We start from the raw sequence: 14,752 nt of genomic DNA, 5'->3' as shown, positions 1-14,752 counted from the left end.
ATGCGTGGCGATGCGCGCGTGTCCCTCCTCAGGTCGGTGGGCCGCGTGATGCGTGGCGATGCGGGCCTGTCCGTCATTCTGTCGCTGGGCCTCGCGATGCGTGGCGATGCTCGCGAGCCCTTCCTCAGGCTGGTGGGCCTCATGATGCGTGGCGACGCGAGCCTGTCCGTCCTCAGGGTGGGCCTCGCGATGCGTGGTGAACCGGGGTGGCCCCTCCCTTGTCGCGCGTTCATCGTCATCCCGTCGGAGAAGAACCCGATGAACGCGTGGCAGCGGCGGAGCCACACGGTGGACCCCCTCGAACAGGCTCTGGTGCGGCATGAGCGCGTGGTTCAGGAACGCAGCGACGGCGTCGGGGTCCAGCCCTCCTGCATCGCGCCGAGGCGCATCTTGGGGGCCCACCTCGGATTCAGGCCCTCGGCGCTCGTCACGAGGCTGGCCCGTGGCGTCCGCACGCCGCCGTGCGAGCAACCTCCACACGGACGCCTCCGTGCTCTCGGACGTGGCCTGGTAGGAGGGCAGGATGGCGAGCGGGCCGCTCGGGTCGCCGGGGGACGCGGACACGCTGGGACTGTCGCAAGCCGCGGGCCTGGCCGGCAACCCCGCTATAGTCCCCTCCGTGCGTTACGAGCTGCACGACGGTCGAATCCTCACCTGGTCCCTGGAGACGCACGTCGTCACCCACTGCAACCTGCGCTGCGTGCAGTGCTGCCCCATGTCTCCGCACCTGCCCGCGTGGGCGGTGGACCCGGCCACCCTCGGCGCCGACCTCACCCGCCTCGCGCGAGTGCTCAAGCCCAGCGTCTTCAAGCTCACCGGCGGCGAGCCCTTCCTCCACCCCGACCTCGCAGGCGTCCTCGACGCCGCGCGCGCCTCCGGCATCTCCGAGCAGCTCTCCGTCACCACCAACGGCTTGCTCGCCCAGAGCGCACCGGACGCCGTCTACGAGCGACTGGACCGGATGACCCTGTCCGTCTACTCCTCGGCCCCGCTCACGGACGCGTCCCTGGCCCGCATCACCGAGCGCTGCGAGCGTCACCGCGTCCACCTCACCGTGAAGCGCATCGACGCCTTCCAGCAAATCACCCCGGACGCGCCCCTCGCGACCGACGCCGAGGTCCGCGAGGTCCACGCGCGCTGCTGGCTCAAGGTCCGCTGCCACCTGGTCCAGCAGGGCCGCTTCTACTCGTGCACCCGTCCGCCCCACGTGGCCACCGTGCTCGGCCCCGCGTATCCGCAGATGCCCGCGCTCGGCGAGGTGGACGGCGTGCGCCTGGACTCCCCGGACCTGCTGGAGCGCATGCTCGGCCTGCTGGAGCGGGACACGCCCCTGGCCACCTGTCGCTACTGCCTGGGCGCCAGCGGCCCGTGGATGCCCCACGCGCAGCTTCCTCGCGCGAGGCCCACGGGCGCCCCGGCCTGAGGCTACTTGCCGGACTTCGGCAGCGTGCTCTGCATCGTCGTCGGGTAGCGCGCGCCCACGGCGACACCCGGAGGCGCGACGGCGTCGATGTCCTTCAAGTCCTTCTCCGAGAGCTTCACCGCGAGCGCCCCCAGGTTCTCGTCCAGGTACTTGCGGCGCTTGGTGCCTGGGATGGGGACCAGGTCCTGCCCCTGGGCCAGCACCCACGCGAGCGCGAGCTGCGCCGGTGAGCACCCCTTCTGCTTCGCCAGCGCCTCCACCTTCGTCACCAGCTCCAGGTTGCGCGTGAAGTTCTCCCCCTGGAAGCGCGGCGAGTTGCGGCGGTAGTCATCCGCGGCCAGGTCCTCGAAGCGCTTGAGCTGCCCCGTGAGGAAGCCGCGCCCCAGCGGGCTGTACGGCACGAAGCCGATGCCCAGCTCGCGGCACGCCTGCAGCACGCCGTCCTCCGGCTCGCGGCTCCACAGCGAGTACTCGCTCTGCAGCGCGGTGATGGGGTGCACCTTCGACGCGCGCCGCAGCGTGTCCGCGTCCACCTCCGACAGGCCCAGGTGCCGCACCTTGCCCTCGCGCACCAACTGCGCCATCGCGCCCACCGTGTCCTCGATGGGCGTCGTCGCGTCCAGGCGGTGCAGGTAGTACAGGTCGATGACCTCCACGCCCAGCCGGCGCAGGCTGGCCTCGCACGCCTGCTTCACGTACTCGGGCTTGCCGTTGATGCCGCGGGCCTGCGGATTGTTCGGGTCGCGGACGATTCCGAACTTGGTCGCCAGCACCACCTTCGCGCGGTGGGGCTTGAGCACCCGGCCCACCAGCTCCTCGTTGCTGCCGGAGCCGTACATGTCCGCGGTGTCGAAGAAGGTGACGCCCCTGTCCAGCGCGTGCAGCAGCGTGGCCTCCGACTCCGCGTCGTCCCGGCCCGCGTAGAAGTCCGACATCCCCATGCAGCCCAGGCCCAGGGCCGACACCTTCAGGCCCTGCTTGCCGAGTGTCCGTGTCTCCATGTCGACATCCCTCCCGCCAGCGCGGCGTCCCGTGAGTCCAAGGGGGCCTTTACTGCGGCTGGGACGCCGACACGTCAACAGGAACGACACGCTCCCGTGGCAGGTCCACGGTGAAGATGGAGCCTCGGCCCTGCTCGCTCTCCACGCGCACCCGTCCCCCCATGGCCTCCACCAGCGTCCGCGTGATGTAGAGCCCCAGGCCCAGGCCGCCGTAGTGCCGCTCCGACACGGCGCGCTCGAAGCGGCCGAACAGCCGGGGCAGGTGCTCGGGCGCGATGCCGATGCCCTGGTCGCGCACCTTGAGGCGCGCGCGGCTGGGGCCTTGTTCCAGACTCAACACGATGGGCTTGCCCGCGCCGTACTTCACCGCGTTGTCGATGAGGTTGGTGACCACCTGCTCCAGCCGCAGCCGGTCCCAGCGGCCCACGAGCCCCGCCTCGCCGCCCTCCACCTGGAGCGAGGAGCCGGACCTGGCCGCATGGGCCTCGTACCGTGACGCCACCTCGTGGATGAGCGCGCCCAGGTCCACGTCCTCCAGCTCCAGCGCCAGCCTGCCCGCGGCGATGCGCGACACGTCGAGCAAGTCGCCCACCAGCTCCGCCAGCTTCTTCACCTGCCGGGCCCCGGTGTCCACGTAGCCCTTCACCACGGCGTAGGGGATGTTGTCCGGGTGCCGCTCCAGCTCGCGCGAGAGCGCCTGGAGCTTGAGGCTCAGCGGCGTCAGCGGCGTCTTCAGCTCGTGGCTCGCGATGGAGAGGAACTCGTCGCGCAGGCGGATGGCCTCCTGGGCCTCGCGGTACAGCCGCGCGTTCTCCATGGAGAGCGCGGCGCGGTAGGCCAGCTCCAGCCCGAAGGCGAGGTCCGCCTGCGTGTAGCGGCGGTTGGAGAACGAGGTGAAGAAGCTGAACACGCCCATGGTGTGGCCACGCACCACCAGCGGCACGGCGATGAACGAGCGCAGCCCCGTGGCCAGCATCACCCGGGCGTGGTTCTCGTTGTGCGCGCTGCGCTTGATGTGCGCGGGCGTCATCTCCTCCAGGAGGATGGCCTCGCCTCGCAGCAGCGCGGCGGTGGGGGGGTGGCGCGGGTTGCCCTCGGGCATGAGGTTGAAGTGGAGGACCTCCGCGGCGACGGGGGCGTCCTCGGGCCGGGCGTGGGCGACCTCCAGGCGGCGGAAGGTGCCGTCGGGCTGGGCCAGGTCCACGAAGCACCAGTCCGCGAGCGCGGGCACCACCAGCCGCGCCAGGTTGCGCATGGTGCCCTCGTAGTCGAGCGACGAGGCGAGCACGGTGCTGACCTCGGCGAGCACGCGGGTGCGGAACTCGGCCTGGCGCAGCTCGGTGGCCAGGGCCTCGGCGCGCTGGCGGGCGTGCACCAGGTCGGTGACGTCGAAGCCGAAGCCGGCGATGCCGTCCACCTGGCCCTGGGCATCGCGCGTGGGCTGGTAGACGAGGTTGTGGAAGGTCTCCTTCTCCATGCCGTCGGCCTGGAGGAAGCGCAGCGGGACGGCGCCGCTCACGAAGGGCTCCCCCGTGGCGTAGACGCGGTCCAGCACGTCGCGCGCGTCCTCCTCGCCCACCTTCACCACGCCCTCCTGGAAGGGCTTGCCCAGGGTGTCGCGGTTCTTGAGCATCGAGCTGTTGCGGGCGTTGGAGAAGTCGAAGTCGTGCGAGGCGCCGCGCAGGAAGAAGATCTGCGCGGGGGCCTGCATGAAGATGGTGTGCAGGCGTGTCCTGGCGGCCTCGGACGCGGCGCGGGCCTGGTGCTCGCGCTCGAGCAGGCTGGCGCGCTCCTCCAGCGCGCGGCTGAGCGACACGTTGAGCTTGGTGATGAAGATGGCGAGCAGGGCGAAGATGCCCAGGGCGAGCACGTCCGCGGAGCGCATCTGGAGGGTGAGCCGTGGCGGCAGGAAGAAGTGGTCCACGGCGATGAGCGACAGCGTCGTCACCAGGAGGGAGGGGCCCCAGCCGCCCCACCAGCCGGCGACCATGACGGCGCCGTAGAAGAAGAGGAAGGGGCTGTTGGACATCAGCGGCCACAGCTCCCGTTGGAGCAGCAGCGCGAAGCAGAAGAAGAGCAGCGCGACGCCGTAGCGGCCGAGCCAGGAGCGCTGCAGCCAGCTCCAGGCCTTCCTGGGGTCGGGAGACAGCGGGGCCAGGGCGCGCATGGCGCCGGACGGACGCGTGGGTTCCAGATGCGAGACGGGCGTGGGCAAGGCGAGAGGCCTCCTCACGACGGGGTGACACCGTGGGCGCTCGATGGGGAAGCGCTCGCGGTGAGAGGCAGGGCTCGCATGATGGTACGACTGGCGGGGTGTCCGCTCCCCTAGATGATGCAAGTGATTGAATGAACACGCTCGGTGCTCCGCTGAGGTGCCTCCCGTACGAACGTGTTCAATGGACGGCGGCATTCCAGTCGGACGGGGCGCCGTTGACCCGGAGTTGTCTGACGCTGGCGATGAAGACTTTCAGGTGTGTTGTTTGTGTATGGCGCGGCGGCGCATGAGTCAGAGAGGATTCATGGGGGCATCCAGCATGGCGCGCATCCGACGAAGGTCCAGGTCGTCTGTCCTGTCCATGCGCTGGAAGGAGTCCTGGGGCAGGGTATGTACTGCCAGGTGGGTGACGCGCCGCCAATGACCCTAGACCGCGTCGAACGCCGCTCCCGTGACGCCTGCGCGCTCCATCGCCACCTTGATGTCCTCGGAGACGATGAGCACTTCGGACCAACCCCAGGGGCGGAACACCTTGACGCCGCCAACCTTCGTGGGGTCAATCCTCATCCCATGGACGCTTCGGTACATGCCGAGCTTGTCCGGGCGCTCATCCTCCTCCGTCCAGTACGACACCTCTCTGGAGGCCTTGTCGTCGATGCACCTGACCAGGGAGGTCGCCACGAGAATGAGGTACTGCTCGGGGCAACCCTCGATGTCCACGGGTATCAGTTGGACATCGGCGCGGGCCCGCTCCGCGAAGAGGGTGGCGACCCGAACGTGGACGACCGGAGTCATGGCCGCGCCCGCGGTGCTGAACTCCAGCCGCCTCCCGGGCTCGTCGATGGGAATCACCAGGCGGCCAGGGACGTGGGCAGGCCGTCCTGACGTGAACTCCTTCCAGTTCTCCAACGCGTTGCCCTGCTCGTCGAGCGGCTCGTCCAAGGACCATTGCCCGCCCAGCATCTGTGGCCTGAGTCGGAAGTACCGCGACGGATTCACCATGGTGGTCTACTCGAGGGCCCTACTTGCTTCGCGTCAAGAGCCTGTGGAGCTCCGAGCCCGGGGTCTGAACTTCCTTGGCAAGGCGGCGCAGCTCGACCGTGAGGGCTTGTCGGCAAGCAACCACCGTGCGGCAGGTTCCCATCGCTCCTGAAAGGCGCACGAAAATCGTATCATGGTACTCCTGTGGATGCGGCCCTTTGTGCCCCCTGACCTCGACGATGTTCTCAGGGTCCTTCAGCTCCATCCCGGCCTTCTTGAAGAGCTTCCGGAATGCGGGTGTCCAGGGGCCACCTCTCGCCTTCGAGATGTCGTTCTTGTTCGTGGCGATGTGGTGGCGCTCTCCGACGTCGCTGCCCATGCCACGCCCCGCCATGGCGAGGGCATTGGGTGCGAGGGCGATGGTGAAGCCCTCCGCCGAGACTGCGACGCTCCGCACGCCGCCCACCGCGGCGAACGAAATGCCCGCCTGAGACTCCACGGCAAGCGCGGCCTGGGCTGAGCCCGGCAGCCCTCCGGCCTTCGCCGCCAACCCCGCGGTATTGCCGACAGCGGCGGTGGCCAGCATCACGAAGACGCGTGCCGCGTTCTCCCCGAGCACCTCCCCATATGCTTCACTCGCCGCGCTGAGCTGCGCGTAGGTCGTGGCCCGCTCCACCTCACGCACCAAGGTCAACCACCCGTCCAGCAGGCACCACACGGTGTCCACGCCCAAGTAGGCAATGGCCAGGGCTGTCAGCGTCGCGGCGGCTCCCTTTGAGAAGGGCTCGGGTAGTGCCCAGAGCATGAGGTACATCGTCGCGCCGGCCGTGACGGTGGACATGACCGCGACGGGGTCCACCATGTCCTCCAGTGCTTCGGTGGTCTCATCCCAGACCGAGTCCATCGCGATGGCAAAAGCCCAGGTGAACTTGCCATCACTGGCCAGCAGAGGGCCCTCATCCAGCAAGCGCAAGCAGTCGCCGGGCCTGCTCTTTCGCTCGCACCACTGGCCATAGGCGTGCGTCAACTCCTCGTCCGCGTATGACTCCAACAGATGGGGGCTGTCCTCCTCTCCACGCTGGAGCGTCAATCGAGGGGGACCGCTCTCATAACCATAGACCCCGCTGCGAGACGGAACGCCGAAGAGGGCTCGGGCCTGCTGCATGGGGTTTCGCGAGGGGCGCACGTCCCGCGCCAGCTCCGTGATGGCTTCTTCGTACTCGTCGTCGTCGAGCTCGGCTTCCTCCACCGCCGCGCCTGGCTCCTCGCGCGGAGTGATGACGAAGGAGTCACGTCCTGCCTCCAGCCGCACGACTCGCGTTGTCGAGCAGCCCGTGATGGCGGTCAGCGCGAGCAACAGCGCCGCCCATCGAAGAGACGTGAGGTGTTCCCTCGGCATGGAACTCCGCCACGACGATGGACTGGAGCGCCGAACAGGCTGAGGCACGGATGGGTCATCGCACTCCACCTCGCCGTCCCAGGCTTGCTGCGTGGAAGGATGGCTCGTGGTGGCGCAACCCAGCCAGGGCACAACCCACCTCAGCCAATGGGTTCGATGGAGGGGCATGGGCCACAACATCTAACAGCTCAGCCTGTCATGCGGGTGCGGCAGGTAGCTCCGCCCGGGGTGTCTGTTTTGACTGTCGTGCCGTGACGACTACGGAAGCCGCGAGCGGAAGGGCAGGGGCTTGGTGCCCGAGGACAGGGACTCGGCGCTCACTGCACGCACTTCAATCCGCGGGGCCTCGCGCCAGCCGAGGTTGCGCAGGGCGGCGGAGAGGCGCTCGCGCAGCGCGGGTACGTCCTGCGCTCGCGCGTCGGCCAGCTCCAGCTCGAAGCGCGTGCCCTCCACCTGCGTCAGTCGGAAGGCGCGCAGCGCGTGGTGCTTGAACACCCACGCCAGCGCCCACGCGTCCACCCGCCGACCCGTGGGTGTCGTGAAGTGACAGGCACCTCGTCCTCCGAAGCCCTCCAGCGTCCAGCCGTGGAAGCCGCAGGCACACGCATCCCGTTGCACGAAGCCCGAATCCCCGGGGCGATAGCGCAGCAGCGGCAACACGCTGGGCCGCAGCCGCGTCACCACGACCTCGTCCTTCCCCGGCTCCAGCCACACATCCGGCGCGAGGACGTGGAAGCGCCCCACGCCCCGCAGGCACTCCCACGCCAGCGGACCTGTCTCCGTGGAGGCGTAGTAGTTGAGCACCGGTGCCGGCACCCCGCGCGCCAGCGCCTCGCGCGTGTCCTCGGGCAGGTGCTGCGCCGATGTGAGCACCAGCGCGGGCGTGGGCACCTCGCGCTGCTCCGCCAACCAACGCAATCCCTCCGGGTCCGAGAAGAGGACCGTCGGCCGCACCCGACACAGCCGCGCTCTCGCATCCTCCCGCAGCACCGAGATTCGATGCAGCGCCCCCTCCTCGAGGAGGCGCAGCCGCACCGAGTACTCCAGCCCTCCAGGCAGCGCGTCGAGCAACACCACGCGCGGACGCGGCGGCAACACCGCGCCCGCTCGCTCCAGCCAGAAGCGCAGCACCGCCCACATGTGCAGGCAGTCCCGCCTGTCCCGCACTACCTTCACGGGCTCGCCCGTGGAGCCGGAGCTGCGCACCACCACGCCCTCGTCCGCTGGCTCCAGCGGTCGCGGCACCTCGTCCCAGTGCCTGGCGAGCACCTCGCGCTCCAGCAGGGGGAAGTGCTCCAGGTCCGCGAGCGTCTGCAAATCCCCCGGATGCAACCCGGCCTCCCGCAGTCGCCGCGTGTAGTACGGCGAGGCGAGCAGCGTGTCCCGCAGCGCACCCAGGCGCGACTCCAATGCCGCGCGCGCCTCGGCTTCATCCTCGAGCGACGCGAAGTGCGACAGCTCGCGGGCGATTGCCTTCGCCCAGGGCACATGGGGCCGCTGAGAGGCGGTGTCCCGACGGATGTTCGCGCGAGGCGCCACGCGCGCGTCCGACGGGAGACCCAACGTCACTCGCGCCACCCTCGCGCGTCCGTCGCCCGCTGGGCCGCCTCCTGGAGTTCCTTCGCGCGCCGGTCCGCTTCCTTCTTCCTCGCCTGCTCCGCCCGCTCCATCTCCCGGAGCGCGGTGCGGTAGTCGAGCTGGTTGCGCCGCGCGGCGGACTCCTTCGGCGACTCGTCCTTCACCTGCCCGTCCACCGCGTGCACCCACTTGCGCAGGAACTCCTCCTGGCGGAACGCGTTCGAGCGAATCATCTCCGCCGTCAGCGGCTCCACCTCCAGGAAGAACCCGCGCAGGAGCCTCGGCGTGTCGACATTCTTGCGCAGCGACGCCACCGTGTCCGCCCGCAGCGAGGACGACGTCAGCGCGTACGCGAGCATCACCACCTGCTCCCGGAAGAGCGCCCCCTGCTTCGAGCGCCGCTCCAGGTCCTCCCAGTCCGCGCGCGACGGCGGCCTCAGGCCCGCGAGCCGGAACGTGTCGCAGACGATGGCCATCGCCAAGTCGTGCGGATACGGCGACACGATGGGCGCCGCGGTGAGCTGCTTCTGGATGTCCTTGACGTCGAAGACCATCACTTCTCCAGCAGGGCCTGGGACAGGGCCGCGGCGGCCTGGCCGAAGTCCGACAGCCATTTCACCACCACCAGGCGGAAGTTGCGCTCCTTCAACACCGGCCCGAGCACCTGCCGCGCGCGCAGGTCCTCCCCCAACGCGAGGAACGCCACGAGCAGCCGCGAGCGCCTCGTCGCGCGCACCAGCGCCTCCATCGCTCCCTTCGCCGTCACGTTCGCCAGGAAGTCGCTGTCGGAGATGATGACCCGCAGCGCGTCCGGGTCCTCCTCGGACAGCGCGTCCAGGATGTCGAAGGGGTACTGCGTCCCCCCGCCGATGTAGCCCAGGAGGAAGTCACGCGCCCGCTCCTCGTCGTACATCCACGGCGAGACCACGGGCGCGTGATGCGAGTAGATGATGCCGCGCACCTTCGCCTTCTTGCGCAGCGCGGAGGCGGACAGCACCTGCGCGGCCAGCGTCATCGAGTTGAGCTGCTGCGCGGGGGCGGGCATGGAGCCGCTGGTGTCCAGGTAGAGCTCCACCGAGGGCACGCCGAGCTCGGACGGAGGCGGCACGTCGGCCTCCAGCTCGCGGCGCAGCGGCGACACCGCGGCCAGGTGTCCCTGCGTGAGGACCGTCAACGTCCAGTCGATGGCGGACGGGTCGTCGCCATGCTCCCAGGCCTGGGGCGTGGTGCGCAGATACGGCTCCGGGCGGGACGGCGCGGACGGCAGCTTCACCAGGTGCTGGTCGACGAGCCTCCGGTAGTGCCGCGCGACGAGTGCCTGGCGCAGCTTCCCATCCCCCACGCCCGGCAGGTGATGGGTGATGCGGCGGATCTGGTCCAGCAGGTCCGGCTCCGTCGTGTCGGGCACCGCGTCGAGCCACCCGCGCTCCCGCGCCTCGTCGAGCACGTCCTCCCAGCGGCCTCCGCTCTGGAGCGCGGCGTCCCAGTCGTCCACGTCCGGCTGTGACACGTCATCGCCGAGCGGCAGGACGTAGGACAGCTCGTCGGGCTTGCCGAGGTAGCGGATGAAGGCGGCGCAGAAGTACAGGAACTGCAGCCGCGGGTTCGGCAGCGCGTAGAACGTCTGCGCGAACATCCGCGCCTCCGCGCGCAGGCCGGGGAACTGCTCCTCCATCGGCGCCATCGCCGCGGGGGGCACCAGGTCCCCGGGCGCGCGGCCCCACAGCTCCTCGTAGATGGCGAGGTAGAAGAAGAACAGCGGAGACGTCGGCGTGTCGCCGCGCGTGCGCTGGAAGCCCCGGTACACGCGGCACAGGTCCTCCGCGTGGGTGCGGCCCACCACCTCGTTCACCTGCAAATCGTAGAAGAGGTTGGTGAGCGACTGCTTCAGTCCGGGGACCAGCCGCTGCTCCACGACGCGCAGCTCCGCGTCCCAGCCGAGCGTGTGGGGGAACCTCGCGTGGTGGCCGATTTCATGCGCGAGCACCGCCAACAGACTGTCCGCCGCGCCCATGGATTGGAGCAGCTGGAAGTGGACGAAGACCTGTCGCCTGGCGAGGTCGATGTACGCGAGCGGCTCGTTCGCATGGTCCGCGTCCGGATGGAAGGGGACGTGGGGCTCCGGCGGGCTCAGCCGCACCTGCACGTCCCACAGCGCCAGCGCCTGACGCCAGCACTGCTCGATGTGCTCGGGCGTGAAGCGCGACGGGCTCATGCGGGCACGAGCACCAGCACGTGCTGCGACGTGTCCAGCGTGCCGGCGGCGCGCCAGTCGTTGGTGAGGGTGGCGTACCACGCGTCCACGCGCGGGTCGTTCCACGACACGGCGCCCAGGTGGGGCGTGTGCTGGTGCGTCACCTCGGGCGTCTCGCGGCAGCCCATGGCGCCGAGCGGAATCGGCGTGTCCGCGAGCAGCAGGCCCTGCGTCGCGGCCTCGCGTCCGGCCACCGCGTGACGGTGCCGGTCGTGCACGCACAGCACGGTGGGCGCGAGGAAGTGCATCGCGCCGGGGAGGAAGCGGCTGTCCTCGCGGGACAGGTCGACGAGGAAGGGCTGGGCCTTGTCGCCCAGCTTCGAGGCGGGAGGCTCCATCGCGAGCGCGGCCGTCTCGCGCAGGCGCTCCTCGATGCCCGCGAGCGAGCCGAGCCGCTGGCTCACGCGGTAGAAGATGCGCTGCACCCACGGCGGCGTGGACTCCAGGTTCTCGCCCACGTTCCAGAGCTGCGCGAGCACGCCGGCGCGCTCGGGGGCGGGGACGCCGGTGAGCAGGCGGGGCACCAGGTCGGACCACGCGAGGGTGAAGAAGTTCTGGCGTCCCGCGGTGGCGGGGTAGAGATAGCCCAGGCCGATGGCCTCGGCGCCCAGGCGCAGGTAGGCGCGCAGGAACTCCTCGGCTTCTTCTGGCGCGGCGTCGGACTGGGTGAGGGCGTCACCGAGCTTTCTGGCGGGGCCTTGAATCAGCTCACGCCACAGGTCCGCGTCCCAGCGGACGTAGCGGGCGCGGGCGCTGGACTCGAGCTCGTCGGCGTAGCTGCTCACGGCCGACCTCCGCCGCCCGGGTTCTCCTTGAGCCACGTCGCGTAGTTCCGGTAGCGGCTGTACATGGACTTCAAGTGGATGAGGTCCTCGTAGATGGGGCCGGAGAGCTCCTGCTTGGTGAGCAGCTCGTTCATCAGCGCGGTGACGGCGGTGAGGCGCTTCTCGGTGGTGCGCAGGTCGATGCCGGACAGGCCCTTGTCCAGCTCCTCGCGCAGCACGCCCACCTTGCGGCGGATGGGCTCGTGTTTCTCGTGGTGCCCCATGGCCATGTCGAACATGTGGCGAATCCACGCGACGCGGTCCTGGAGGAGGAGCTTGTGGCCCTTCGCCTCGAAGAAGGCGCTGCGGGTGTTGGGGACCAGCTTCTCGTGCAGCACCCACGGGGCGATTTGACGGAAGTCCTCCAGCTCCACGACGGAGTGTCCGCGGAAGAAGGCGAGCGCCTTCGCGTAGTGGAGGATGGTCTGGTAGGCGCGCACGCTGACGCCGTTCTCGGTCTGCGTGCAGAGGTGCACCTTCTTGTCGAGCGGGCACTGCTCGTTGCACACGGCGGACACGGTCTGCCCGGCGAGCTTGAGGGTGTCCTTGTGCTTGAACTCGAAGCGGGGGGACGCCATGCGGCAGAAGTCGAGCTGGCCGAGGAAGAAGGCCACGCGCTCGAGGACGTCGCGGGGGACCTCGACCTCGAGGATGGAGGTGTAGGCGCGCTCCAGCTCGCCGGGGGTGAAGACGATGTCCTTGGGGAGCAGCTCCTCGGGGGACTTGTCGGCTTCGATGCGCTGGAGGAGGGTGTCGATGAAGTTCGAGTTGAAGGGGACGGCGCGCACGACGACGTCGAGGCGGTCCTTGAGGGCCTCGATGACCTGGAAGGTGCCGCCGCCCTGGTCGTCATTGGCGGTGAGGAACCAGGACGAGCGGCCCGCGTAGACGTACTGGTCCATCATCTCCGCGTAGCCCTCGGCCATGAGGGAGAGCAGGGCGGACTGCGTCTTGGTGGGGATGCGGTTGTACTCGTCGATGATCTTGACGCGTTGGGTGATCCACTTGCGCCAGCTCACCTTGACGGCGGAGAGGTCCTCCGCCTTGAGCATGTCGGAGGGGAGGGGAGCGCCGAGCAGGTCGGCGATGGAGAGCTGGGGGTGGCCGCGTTGGATGGAGCGGTGGATGTCCTCGCGGGACATGCCGGACAGCAGCGCCATGAGGACGGCGGAGGTGGTCTTCCCGCGGCCGGGTCCGCCGATGAGGAGGGCTCGGCGGCAGGTGAAGAGGGTGAGCAGGGGGATGAGGACGAAGGAGCTGTAGCTCATGTCCTCGGGGAGGTGGAGCTCGTCCCCGGCGCTGCTCTTGAGGGCGGCGGAGCCGCCGAACTCGATGTCGTAGTAGGGGCAGATGACGGCGTTGTTGGTGATCCACCAGTACGCCTGCCGCATCTTGTCGTGGAGGCTGCCGCCGTCACGCTCGGAGAGGTGGACGTTGAGCCCCTTGTCCACCGACGCGCGCCCGGAGAGCAGGCGCGACACCCAATCCTGGTTCGCCATGCGGCGGGGAGCCTAGCATCGACGAGGCGATTGGCTCACAGCGTGACGAGGCCCATGCGCGCGGCGCGGACGACGGCCTCGGTGCGTCGCTGGACACCCAGCTTGGCGAGCACCGCGTTCACGTGGAACTTGGCTGTGTGCTCGCTGATGCCGAGTCGGTCCGCGATGGCCTTGTTCGACAGGCCCTCCGCCAGCAACGCGAGCACCTCGCGCTCTCTTGGCGTGAGGGCATCCGGTCCTTGAGCGCTCGTGCTCACGGAGGCCGTGGTCTTCGCGCTGGCCCGCAGCTCCGAGAGCCCTGGGTCGAACACCGCGAGCCCTCGAGCCACCGCATACAGCGCTGCCGTGAGCGGGCCTGGGCTCACGTCGCGAAACAACAACCCTTTGGCTCCCGCGCCGAGTGCCAGCTCGCCCGCTGCGTCGTCCGCGACCAGCGCGAGCACCGGTGCGCCCAGGTCTGGCGCGTCCACTCTCGCCTCTGTATCGGCGAGGCGCAGACCGGTGTCCCAGAGGACCACGTCAGGCGCTTCGCCGCGTGTGGTCTCCAGCTCCACCTGCGTGCCCGAGGCCAACAGTTGCAGCTCGCTTCCCTGGTCCCCGAGCACTCGTGAGAGCGCACCCCTAGCGAGCGGGTCCTCCGCGACCAACGCGAGACGCAAGGGTGAGAGGGATGCATCCAACACGGAGCCTCTTCCATAACGAGGTGCCCCACGCGCCGCTCGCGCCGGAACCGTGAGTGCTCACGGCTGAACGCGAAGGCAGTGGATTCACAAAGCTGGAAGAGGTCGCGAGCGAAGCCCGTCCCGACCATGAAGAAGTTTGAAGAGACTCGGGCTACTTGTGCTTGGGCCGAGGAGGAGGTGCCCCCGTCCAGAGTGGCACCAGCTTCTCGCGGACCTCCGAGAGGAACGTGGACAGGCCCGTGCCGCGTCCTCGCTCCTCGAGTTGCTGAATCGTCGCCTGCATCATGCTGAGGTGTTCGCGATCGACGACTCCATGGGTCAGCAGCTTGAGCACACGCTTGGCGTCGCGCTTCGCGCCATCCTGCTGCGCGGTCAACTCCTCCGCACGGAGGCATGGGTCGAAGCCAAGCTCTTGGCGCAGTTCCTGATGACGAGCTTTCTCGTCATCGGTTTCGGGAGTGAAGCCCGCGAGAACCCAGCACTCCCGCTTGGTGTGCGCGATGCCGATGAGGATGGGACCCAGACTGCTGACTTCCGCGCGGGCCTGCTCCAGCCCCTTACGCCGCTGTGCCTCGTCGTTGTCGCTGTCTCGTACCAGTACGACCGCGTGGATGGGGGCGTCCCCGTATCCCCGCAGCAACGCGAGTGCCCTGCGGGCAACGAAGGCATCGTGAGCGCCGGGTTCACCGTTGAAGTGGCCGTTGATGCGGATGTTGGCGGCCTTCGCTCGCGTGTGGACCTCCTTCCAGGGGAGGTAGCTCTCTCCACGCGTCTGCCCTCGCCACTCGCGAAGTTCCGCGAGTACTTCCGGCTCCATCCAATCGATGGACTCCCGCAGCATCCGGTCCACGAGAGTGGGCACCGTTCGATGGTCCCCCGGCCCCTCGCAGATGAG

General features: G+C 69.2%; 12 protein-coding genes. 1 reads left to right on the top strand and 11 read right to left on the bottom strand.

Going from position 1 to position 14,752, the window contains the following annotated elements:
* Nucleotides 1-619: 619 nt before the first annotated feature.
* Nucleotides 620-1,423: a radical SAM protein gene (locus K8640_RS37475; RefSeq protein WP_370640436.1), complete on the top strand. Its 804-nt coding sequence runs from the start codon at nt 620-622 to the stop codon at nt 1,421-1,423.
* A 2-nt stretch (nt 1,424-1,425) separates the two neighbouring features.
* Here the strand turns inward: K8640_RS37475 and K8640_RS37470 are convergent, their stop codons facing one another.
* The 11 genes from K8640_RS37470 to K8640_RS37420 all read right to left on the bottom strand — a co-directional run bounded on the left by K8640_RS37470 (nt 1,426) and on the right by K8640_RS37420 (nt 14,707).
* Nucleotides 1,426-2,424 (bottom strand): aldo/keto reductase, encoded by a 999-nt coding sequence (locus K8640_RS37470; RefSeq protein WP_223751483.1) that lies wholly within the window; start codon nt 2,422-2,424, stop codon nt 1,426-1,428.
* Between the two features lie 49 nt (nt 2,425-2,473).
* Nucleotides 2,474-4,591, bottom strand: coding sequence for an ATP-binding protein (locus K8640_RS37465; protein ID WP_407940370.1), 2,118 nt, complete (start codon nt 4,589-4,591; stop codon nt 2,474-2,476).
* Nucleotides 4,592-5,065: 474 nt separating this feature from the next.
* Nucleotides 5,066-5,641 (bottom strand): imm11 family protein, encoded by a 576-nt coding sequence (locus K8640_RS37460; RefSeq protein ID WP_223751481.1) that lies wholly within the window; start codon nt 5,639-5,641, stop codon nt 5,066-5,068.
* Between the two features lie 19 nt (nt 5,642-5,660).
* The gene (locus K8640_RS37455; protein WP_223751480.1) at nt 5,661-7,019 is read right to left on the bottom strand and encodes an AHH domain-containing protein; all 1,359 of its coding nucleotides are present in this window, start codon (nt 7,017-7,019) and stop codon (nt 5,661-5,663) included.
* Between the two features lie 258 nt (nt 7,020-7,277).
* Nucleotides 7,278-8,588, bottom strand: a complete 1,311-nt coding sequence (locus K8640_RS37450; RefSeq protein WP_223751479.1) for a coenzyme synthetase — start codon at nt 8,586-8,588, stop codon at nt 7,278-7,280.
* Nucleotides 8,585-9,151: a hypothetical protein gene (locus K8640_RS37445; protein ID WP_223751478.1), complete on the bottom strand. Its 567-nt coding sequence runs from the start codon at nt 9,149-9,151 to the stop codon at nt 8,585-8,587. The genes K8640_RS37450 and K8640_RS37445 overlap by 4 nt, the downstream gene beginning before the upstream one ends.
* Nucleotides 9,151-10,812: a VWA domain-containing protein gene (locus K8640_RS37440; RefSeq protein WP_223751477.1), complete on the bottom strand. Its 1,662-nt coding sequence runs from the start codon at nt 10,810-10,812 to the stop codon at nt 9,151-9,153. Before K8640_RS37440 ends, K8640_RS37445 begins: the two co-directional genes overlap by 1 nt.
* Complete coding sequence (locus tag K8640_RS37435; RefSeq protein WP_223751476.1) at nt 10,809-11,636, bottom strand: hypothetical protein; 828 nt, start codon at nt 11,634-11,636, stop codon at nt 10,809-10,811. Before K8640_RS37435 ends, K8640_RS37440 begins: the two co-directional genes overlap by 4 nt.
* Nucleotides 11,633-13,174 (bottom strand): AAA family ATPase, encoded by a 1,542-nt coding sequence (locus K8640_RS37430; protein WP_223751475.1) that lies wholly within the window; start codon nt 13,172-13,174, stop codon nt 11,633-11,635. Before K8640_RS37430 ends, K8640_RS37435 begins: the two co-directional genes overlap by 4 nt.
* 35 nt (nt 13,175-13,209) lie before the next feature.
* Entirely contained in the window at nt 13,210-13,857 is a 648-nt protein-coding gene (locus K8640_RS37425) for a response regulator transcription factor (protein ID WP_223751474.1), read from the bottom strand.
* A gap of 151 nt (nt 13,858-14,008) precedes the next feature.
* On the bottom strand, nt 14,009-14,707 hold the full coding sequence (locus K8640_RS37420) for a hypothetical protein (protein ID WP_223751473.1): 699 nt from the start codon (nt 14,705-14,707) through the stop codon (nt 14,009-14,011).
* Nucleotides 14,708-14,752: the final 45 nt, after the last annotated feature.

The organism is Myxococcus sp. XM-1-1-1 (assembly GCF_020037095.1).
Lineage (GTDB): Bacteria > Myxococcota > Myxococcia > Myxococcales > Myxococcaceae > Myxococcus > Myxococcus fulvus.
The sequence above is the reverse complement of the archived record's forward strand: the minus strand, read 5'-3'. Positions and strand labels throughout refer to the sequence as shown.